General features: G+C 76.1%; 1 protein-coding gene. It reads left to right on the forward strand.

What is annotated here, in order from left to right; all coding sequences use genetic code 11:
• The coding region (gene tmk / locus FV228_RS31920; protein WP_147857986.1) for a dTMP kinase at positions 1-573 on the forward strand (573 nt) is incomplete at its 5' end.
• Positions 574-637: the final 64 nt, after the last annotated feature.

Consider the following 637-nt stretch of genomic DNA (forward strand, 5'->3'; position numbering starts at 1 on the left):
CGCGTGACCCGCGAGCCCGGCGGCTCGCCCCGGGCGGAAGAAATCCGCGCGGCCCTGCTCGGCGGCGTCGCCAAGCCCTACGGCCCCTTCGCGGAGGCGCTGCTGTTCAGCGCCGCCCGGATCGACCACCTCGACCGCCTGATCCGCCCGGCCCTGCGCCGGGGCGAGATCGTGCTATGCGACCGCTTCATCGACTCGACCCGGGCCTACCAGGGCGCGGCCGGAGGACTCGATCCGGCCGTCGTCACCGCCCTGGAACGGGTCGTGGTCGGCCCGACCCGGCCCGACCTGACCCTGATCCTCGACTTAGCCCCCGAAGCTGGGCTCGCCCGCGCGGCCGGGCGCGCCGCCAGCACGGGGCAGGGGGCCGACCGGTTCGAGGCGGAATCGCTCGCCTTCCACACGCGGCTGCGCGAGGCCTTCGTGGCGATCGCCCGGGCCGAGCCGCAGCGCTGCGCGGTGATCGATGCCGGCCGCGACCCCGATGCGGTGGAATCCGCGATCCGCGCCGCGGTGGCATCCCGCCTGCCGGGCCTGCTGCCGATCAAAGAAAGCCGCGGCGATGCCGCCTGAGCCCCGCGCCGTGAAACCGGCAGACCGCGCCGCCGACGACGTCGAGCCCGGCGACCTCCCCGGC

The organism is Methylobacterium sp. WL18 (genome assembly GCF_008040015.1).
Taxonomy (GTDB): domain Bacteria; phylum Pseudomonadota; class Alphaproteobacteria; order Rhizobiales; family Beijerinckiaceae; genus Methylobacterium; species Methylobacterium mesophilicum.